The following is a 7,437-nucleotide window of genomic DNA, read 5'->3' as shown; positions in this document are numbered from 1 at the left end:
CGCCTCAGCATGGATCCACAGCGATCAGAGCCAGCCCTTGACTAGCCCACCTGCGGCTTAACTACGCGGCATTGGCTTTAGCGCCGGGTAGTTGAGGAACCCGACGACCCCGGTGGTCGTGAACCTGATCTCCGCGCTGAAGACCCTGAAGGCCAGGTACGGCTCGAAGTTCGTCCTGTCCATGGCGCCGGAGACCTTCTTCGTGCAGATGGGCCACCAGTACTACGGCACCGGCAAGTGGGGTGGCCAGGACCCGCGCTGCGGGGCGTACCTCCCGGTCATCCACGCCCTTCGCGAGGACCTGACCCTGCTGCACGTCCAGGACTACAACTCCGGCCCGATCATGGGCCTCGACAACCAGTACCACTCCATGGGCGGCGCCGACTTCCATATCGCCATGACCGACATGCTGCTCACCGGCTTCCCGGTCGCGGGCGACGCCAACAACGTCTTCCCGCCGCTGCGCCCCGACCAGATCGCGATCGGCATGCCGGCCTCGACCAACGCGGGCAACGGCTATGTCGCCCCGTCCGAGGTCACCAAGACCCTGGACTGCCTGACGAAGAAGACGAACTGCGGCTCGTACGCGACCCACGGCACCTGGCTGGCGATGCGCGGCCTGATGACCTGGTCGGTCAACTGGGACCGGTACTCGAACTGGGAGTTCCAGAAGGGCTTCGACGCGTACTTCGGGTGAGCAGCAGTCTCAGCGCCGTCAGCAGGACGGTGCACAGGCACCAGCTGGCCGCCACGTCCAGCGGCCAGTGGTAGCCGCGGCGGACCAGCCCGTAGGAGACGGCGAGGACGACGGCCGCACAGACGGCGACGAGTGTGCGGCGGGCGGCGCGGGAGCGGAGCCAGGGGAGGAGAAGCAGGGTCGCGGAGCCGTACGCGATCGCCGCCGTCGCCGTATGGCCGGAGGGGAAGTAGCCGACCGCCGGGGGCATCACCGGGGTCCCCGGACGGGCGGTCCAGTCCTTGACCGGCACGACGAACGCCGGGACGAGAGCCATCAGGACGGCGGCCGCCGTGGGCTGCAGCCACCAGTGATCTATACCAGACTTGTGGCCGCGCCAGGCGACGTATCCGAGGACGGCCGTCAGGACCGGGACGGCGACCTGCACGTTCCCGAGGCCGGAGAGGAGCTCGGAGAACCGGTCCGGGCGGACGAGTGCGCTGCTCAGACGGCTGTCCAGGCGCAGCAGGGGGCCGTCGGCGACCACCTGCCAGGTGATCAGCGCGAAGAGAAGGGCCGGGAGACCCAGAAGGAGAAAGAGAAGAAAGGAGGTCGGCCGCCCCGGAACAGGGGGGGTCGTTCCGAGGCGGCCGTCCGGATCGGAACGCCGCGCGCCCCGGGGGGTTTGGGGCGAGCGACCGTCCGATCGGTGAGGAGATCCGGGGCCAGAGGCACCGGTTGTGTGCGCGAGGGCACGACCAGGTCGAAGCTGGGGAGGCCCCGGCCTGAAATCGCCCACAGTCCCCTGTGGGCGGGGTGTATCTCTCATCTGGTTAGAACCTACGGCAGGGTTCGGCGCGGCGACAGGCGGAATCGGGTCCCGTCATCCACCTCGCACACCTTCTTCACACGGCCTGACGGGGGCCGCCCCAGCCCCCCACATCACGCCAGGTGGGAGGGCTGGGGCGGCTGTGACACACGGGTTCGACACCCCTTTGAGGGGGCTATGAGAAACCTGTGGCTCAGATCCGGGCGAAGGCCTGCTCGATGATGTCGAGGCCCTCGTTGAGCAGGTTCTCGCCGATGACGAGCGGGGGAAGGAAGCGGAGCACGTTGCCGTAGGTGCCACAGGTCAGGACCAGCAGCCCCTCCTGGTGGCAGGCCTTGGCGAGGGCGGCGGTCGCCTCCGGGTTCGGCTCCTTGGTCGCACGGTCCTTGACCAGTTCGATGGCGATCATCGCGCCACGGCCCCGCACCTCGCCGATGACGTCGAACTTCTCCGCCATGGCGGAGAGGCGGGCCTTCATGACGGCCTCGATGTTCTTCGCCTTCGCGTTGAGGTCGAGTTCCTTCATGGTCTCGATGGCACCGAGCGCACCGGCGCAGGCGACCGGGTTACCGCCGTAGGTGCCACCGAGGCCGCCGGAGTGGGCGGCGTCCATGATCTCGGCGCGGCCCGTGACGGCGGCCAGCGGCAGACCGCCGGCGATGCCCTTCGCCGTGGTGATCAGGTCGGGAACGATGCCCTCGTCCTCGCACGCGAACCACTGACCCGTACGGCAGAACCCGGACTGGATCTCGTCTGCCACGAACACGATCCCGTTGTCCTCGGCGAACTGGCTGATCGCCGGCAGGAAGCCCTTGGCAGGCTCGATGAAGCCGCCCTCGCCGAGCACCGGCTCGATGATGATCGCGGCGATGTTGTCCGCGCCGACCTGCTTGGACATCTGGTCGATGGCCTGGGCGGCGGCCTCCGGACCCGCGTTCTGCGGCCCGGTCGGCCAGCGGTAGCCGTACGCCACCGGCACCCGGTACACCTCGGGCGCGAACGGCCCGAAGCCGTGCTTGTACGGCATGTTCTTCGCGGTCAGCGCCATGGTGAGGTTCGTACGGCCGTGGTAGCCGTGGTCGAAGACCACCACGGCCTGCCGCTTGGTGTACGCACGCGCGATCTTGACGGCGTTCTCGACGGCCTCGGCGCCGCTGTTGAACAGCGCGGACTTCTTGGCGTGGTCACCCGGGGTGAGCTCGGCCAGCGCCTCGGCGACGGCCACATAACCCTCGTACGGGGTGACCATGAAACAGGTGTGGGTGAAGTCGGCCAGCTGGGCGGAGGCCCGGCGTACGACGGCCTCGGCGGAGGCGCCCACGCTGGTCACCGCGATACCGGAACCGAAGTCGATGAGGCGGTTGCCGTCGACGTCCTCGATGATGCCGCCGCCCGCGCGGGTCGTGAACACCGGCAGCACGGAGCCGACGCCCTGCGCGACCGCGGCGGTACGGCGGGCCTGCAGCTCCTGCGACTTGGGGCCGGGGATGGCGGTGACGACGCGGCGCTCCTGCGGAAGTGCGGTCATGGGGGCTCCCTGATGAATCGTGCGTTCCGGGACGCTGTACGTGTCGTCCTGCGAACCCGGGGCGGCTCCGGCGGCGCGTGTCCGGACGCTCTCCTTCTTTCTTCGCAGGCTAGAGCCGGGTGCGGGACCTGGGCATGCTCCATGTGGGTGTTGTCAGAAGGTCACATTGTCCGCGATGGACATAGCGGGGGCGACCGGACGGCGGCGCAGCCCTGCCTGCCGAGGGCCGGTTGCCCTGCCACCTCACCGTCCCGTTTCCACGCCGTGTCAGAGGTGAACGTCCGGTCCACGCCGTGTCAGAGGTGAACGTCCGGCCATATCCGGAGCGTGTCGACCGGCTCGGCCGCGCAATCGGTGAACTCCCTTGGCCGGGGCGTTAGATTGACCGCTGAAGGTCGACGGAACGGCTGGTCAGGGAGCGAGGGCGATGGACAGCGACGGGACGCGGGACGCACGGGGCACGCACGCGAATCCTGTGCCGCGTCCGGCGGGGCCGCAGGATGCGGGCGCGGTGCCGCCGCGGCCGACGGCGCCGCCGACGGTGCCTCCGCTGCCGGACGGCTCGGCATTTCTGAACTGGCTGCGGGCGCCGCGGCCGGAGGCGGCGCCCGGGCTGTGGCGGTTCGGGTACCGGCCCCGGCCCGAGGAAGAGCCCGACCAGGCCCCGGCCCGGCAACTTCTGAGCGGGGCGCTGATCGCCTTCCTCGTGGGGTGGCTGGTCTGGTCCCTGCTGACGCACGGCTACCTGGGCGCGTGGTGGGGCCTGCCGCTCCAGCTGTTCCTCCCTGACTCGTGGCAGGGGGAGAACGGCACGATCGGGAAGACCACAGCTCAGTTCATCTATCAGGGATACACGTACCTCGTCGCCCTCACCATCATGGTCGTGGTGGGCAAGCTCGGTCGATGGGGAGAGGTGTGGAGGCGGTTCGTCGCACCTCGGTTCAAGTCTTCGGTGTCTCGCCATGAGCCCTCCCTGACCGCGGAGGAGGACCCCGCCCGGTGGCCCCACCTCCGCGCCGCCGGCGCGCACGACGCCGCCGACCGGCTGGCCGCCGAGGCGCGGGCCGGGCTGATGCGGGACGTGGACCACGCCCGGATCGCCCGGGCCTGGCAGGGCGTACGCAGCGGCCGGCACAGCATGGCGACCTTCTCCGCCGCCGTGGTCAAGGACGGTGCAGCCGCCTGCCTGCACCCCTCCGGGGAACGCGACCTGCCCGCCCGGCACGCCCAGCACGACCTGGTCACCGGTCAGGTACGGCTCGGCACGACCGCCGACGACCCCCGCAACCCCTACCTCTACCGGGGCACCGGTCTCGCCCTCGGCCCCGAACTGCTCGGCACCTCCCTGCTCGCCGTCGGCCCGGCCGGCTCCGGGAAGACCAGCGCGCTCATGCGCCCGCTCGCCGAGTCGCTGTGCCTGCACGCGCTCGCCGGCCGCGCCAGCGTGGTCGTCGTCGGCGCGGCCGGCGCCGGGCTCGGACCCGCCGACTCCTACGACGTCGTGGTCCGCATCGCCCACCCCGAGTCCGTGTACGACCTGGACCTGTACGGCGGCACCACCGACCCCGACGAGGCCGCCGCCATACTCGCCGAGGCCCTCGTCGGCGACCTCGCCCACCCGCACCCCGGCAGCGACAGCCGCCGCTCCACCACCGTCCTCGCCCAACTGCTCGGCCCGTTCAAGGCGGTCCACGGCCGCTTCCCCTCCGTACCCGAACTCCGCCAGCTCCTCGACGGCGCCTCCGGCCCCGTGGCCGCGCTCCGCAAGGCGCTGACGGCCACCGGCCACGAGTCGCTGCTGCGCGAGATCGACGCGAGGGAGCGGCAGATGGGTCAGCCCGGGGACGTGGGCACGGTCCTGGCCGACCGCATCGCGCTGCTGGACCGACCGGCCTTCGCCGGCTTCTTCGACACCTCCGGCCAGTCCCGACCCTTCTCCCTGAAGGCCCTCGACCACCCGGTCCGGGTCCGTATCGACCTGCCCGAACGCGGGCACGCGGACGCCTCCCGCATCCTCGCCCGGCTGGTGCTCGCCCAGTTCACGGCGAGCGTGACGGTACGGGACGACCGTTCGCTCTTCACCTGCCTGCTCCTGGACGACGCGACGGGTGTCGTGACACCGGAGGCGGTACGCGGCATCCAGCGTCTGCGGTCGGCCAACGCGGGCGTGGCGCTGACCCTGCGCACGCTGGACGACGTACCCCGCCCCCTGCGCGGGCCGCTGCTGGGGGCCACCGGCTGCCGTATGGCCTTCGCCGGCCTCACCCCCTGGGACGGCCAGGACTTCGCCGAGGTGTGGGGCAAGGAGTGGACCGAGACCCGGGACGTCACCGACCGCCAGATCATCGCGGAGACCCCGGCGGGCAAGGCACTGCACGTCGTACGGCGGGTCATCACCGGCAAGGCGCCCACGGCCCGCGCGGTCACCGTCCGGCAGGTGGAACGCGAGCGCTGGTCGGCCTCCGAGCTCGCCCACGGCGTGCCGGCGGGCCATGCGGTGCTCTCCCTGACAACCGTCAAGGGCGAGCACGCGCCCCCGCTGCTGGTGGACCTCAGGGGCGGCGCAGGCCGGGTCTGACCCCGGCCGGGTCTGAACACGGAGGCACAGGCGACCGTACAGTGAGGCAGAATCGATAGAGGCCGTTCATACGAGACGGCCAAAGGCCCCCTGGCGCTGTTCGCCCCCGTTCGCTCCCGTGCACCCGTGTTCACGACCGAAGAGAAGACCTGACGGCCCGATGCCCCCGACGCTCGCCTCGCTCGTCCACCATTCCGCGCTCAAACTGACCGTGCGCGCGGGCGAGGACCGCCTCGACGTGCCCGTGCGCTGGGCCCATGCCAGCGAACTCGCCGACCCCGTGCCGTACATGGAGGGCGGGGAACTCCTCCTGATCACCGCGCTGAAGCTGGACGCGGACGATCCCGAGGTGATGCGGCGATATGTGAAACGCCTGGTGGGTGCGGGTGTGGTGGGCCTCGGCTTCGCCATCGGGGTCCACTACGAGGAGATCCCCAAGGCCCTGGTCGACGCGGCCCGACAGGAGGGCCTGCCCCTGCTGGAGGTACCGCGCCGCACGCCCTTCCTCGCCATCAGCAAGGCCGTGTCGGCGGCGATCGCGGCCGACCAGTACCGGGCGGTGACGGCGGGCTTCGCCGCCCAGCGCGAACTGACCAGGCAGGCGCTGAACGCCGGGCCGGAGGGGCTGCTGGCCGCGCTCGCCTCGCAGGTCGACGGCTGGGCGGCGCTCTACGACGCCTCCGGCGCGGTCGTCGCCACGGCTCCGGAGTGGGCGGGACGCCGGGCGGCGCGGCTGACGGCGGAGGTGGAACGGCTGCGGGAGCGCCCGGCACCGGCCTCGTCGGTGGTGGGCGGCCCGGACAACGAGGACCGGGTGGAGCTGCACTCGCTGGGCACGGGCCGCAGGCCCCGGGCGGCCCTGGCGGTCGGCACCGCGGCGACCCTGGGCACGGCCGAGCGGTACGCCGTCCACTCGGCCATCGCGCTGCTGACTCTCACGACGGAACGCTCCCGTTCGCTGCATGCGGCCGAGCAGCGGGTGGGCGCGGCGGTGCTGCGGATGCTGCTCGCCGGGCAGCCGGACCACGCCCGGGGGGTCGCCGGGGATCTGTACGGCGGACTTCTCGACGCACCCTTCCGGATGATCGTCGCCGATGCGGGCGCCGAGCTGCTCGCCGGTCTTGCCGAGACGGTCGAGTCGGCCGCGGCGCGCTCCGGGGAGGCGGTGCTGGTGGTGCCGGAGGGGGAGCGGCTGGTGGTGCTGGCCGCGGACAGGGGCGCGGCGGTGGGCGCGTGCGCCGACCACGCGGCGGCGCGCGAGTCCGCGCGGGCCGTACCGGAGCAGGGCGCCGCCGAGGAGGACGACCTGGTCGTGGGGATGTCCGCCCCGTCCGGCACGATCGGCGCGGCGGCCGCCCACAAGCAGGCCGAGCAGGCGCTGTCGGTGGCCCGGCGGCGGGGCCGGGTGCTGGTCGAGCACGAGCAACTGGCGGCCGGATCGGTCCTGCCCCTGCTGGCCGACGACGCGGTGAAGGCCTTCGCGGACGGTCTGCTGAGGGCGCTGTACGAGCATGACGCGACGGGCCGCGGCGACCTGGTGGCCTCGCTGCGGGCCTGGCTGTCGAGGCACGGCCAGTGGGACGCGGCGGCCGCCGACCTGGGCGTCCACCGGCATACGCTGCGGTACCGGATGCGCCGGGTCGAGGAGATTCTGGGCCGTTCCCTGGACGACCCCGACGCCCGGATGGAGCTGTGGCTGGCCCTGAAGGCGACATCGGCGGACTGACCCGACACCGGGACTCCGCCCCCGCTCCGCGCCCTGCCAAACCGGCGCACCCCCACCCCCCACCACTACACCCCGGACAAACGCCGCTGCCCCTTCCCGC

General features: G+C 71.9%; 4 protein-coding genes and 1 pseudogene. 3 read left to right on the top strand and 2 right to left on the bottom strand.

Features of this window, described 5'->3' with window-relative positions; all coding sequences use genetic code 11:
• Positions 1 to 94: 94 nt before the first annotated feature.
• Positions 95 to 697: pseudogene (locus ABZ396_RS38860) on the top strand (chitinase); the annotation flags it as partial.
• On the opposite strand, the gene ABZ396_RS38855 reads toward ABZ396_RS38860, so the two are convergent.
• Entirely contained in the window at positions 636 to 1,475 is an 840-nt protein-coding gene (locus ABZ396_RS38855; protein WP_358926329.1) for a phosphatase PAP2 family protein, read from the bottom strand. The pseudogene ABZ396_RS38860 and the gene ABZ396_RS38855 overlap by 62 nt on opposite strands.
• 223 nt (positions 1,476 to 1,698) lie before the next feature.
• Entirely contained in the window at positions 1,699 to 3,033 is a 1,335-nt protein-coding gene (gene gabT, locus ABZ396_RS38850) for a 4-aminobutyrate--2-oxoglutarate transaminase (RefSeq protein WP_358926331.1), read from the bottom strand.
• A 427-nt stretch (positions 3,034 to 3,460) separates the two neighbouring features.
• Here gabT and ABZ396_RS38845 point away from each other — a divergent pair, with 427 nt between their 5' ends.
• Complete coding sequence (locus ABZ396_RS38845; RefSeq protein WP_358926333.1) at positions 3,461 to 5,611, top strand: ATP-binding protein; 2,151 nt, start codon at positions 3,461 to 3,463, stop codon at positions 5,609 to 5,611.
• A gap of 160 nt (positions 5,612 to 5,771) precedes the next feature.
• Positions 5,772 to 7,337: a PucR family transcriptional regulator gene (locus ABZ396_RS38840; protein WP_358926335.1), complete on the top strand. Its 1,566-nt coding sequence runs from the start codon at positions 5,772 to 5,774 to the stop codon at positions 7,335 to 7,337.
• The last annotated feature ends 100 nt before the right edge of the window (positions 7,338 to 7,437 follow it).

The sequence above is a fragment of the Streptomyces sp. NPDC005866 genome, assembly GCF_040629895.1.
Classification (GTDB): Bacteria; Actinomycetota; Actinomycetes; order Streptomycetales; family Streptomycetaceae; genus Streptomyces.
The sequence above is the reverse complement of the archived record's forward strand: the minus strand, read 5'-3'. Positions and strand labels throughout refer to the sequence as shown.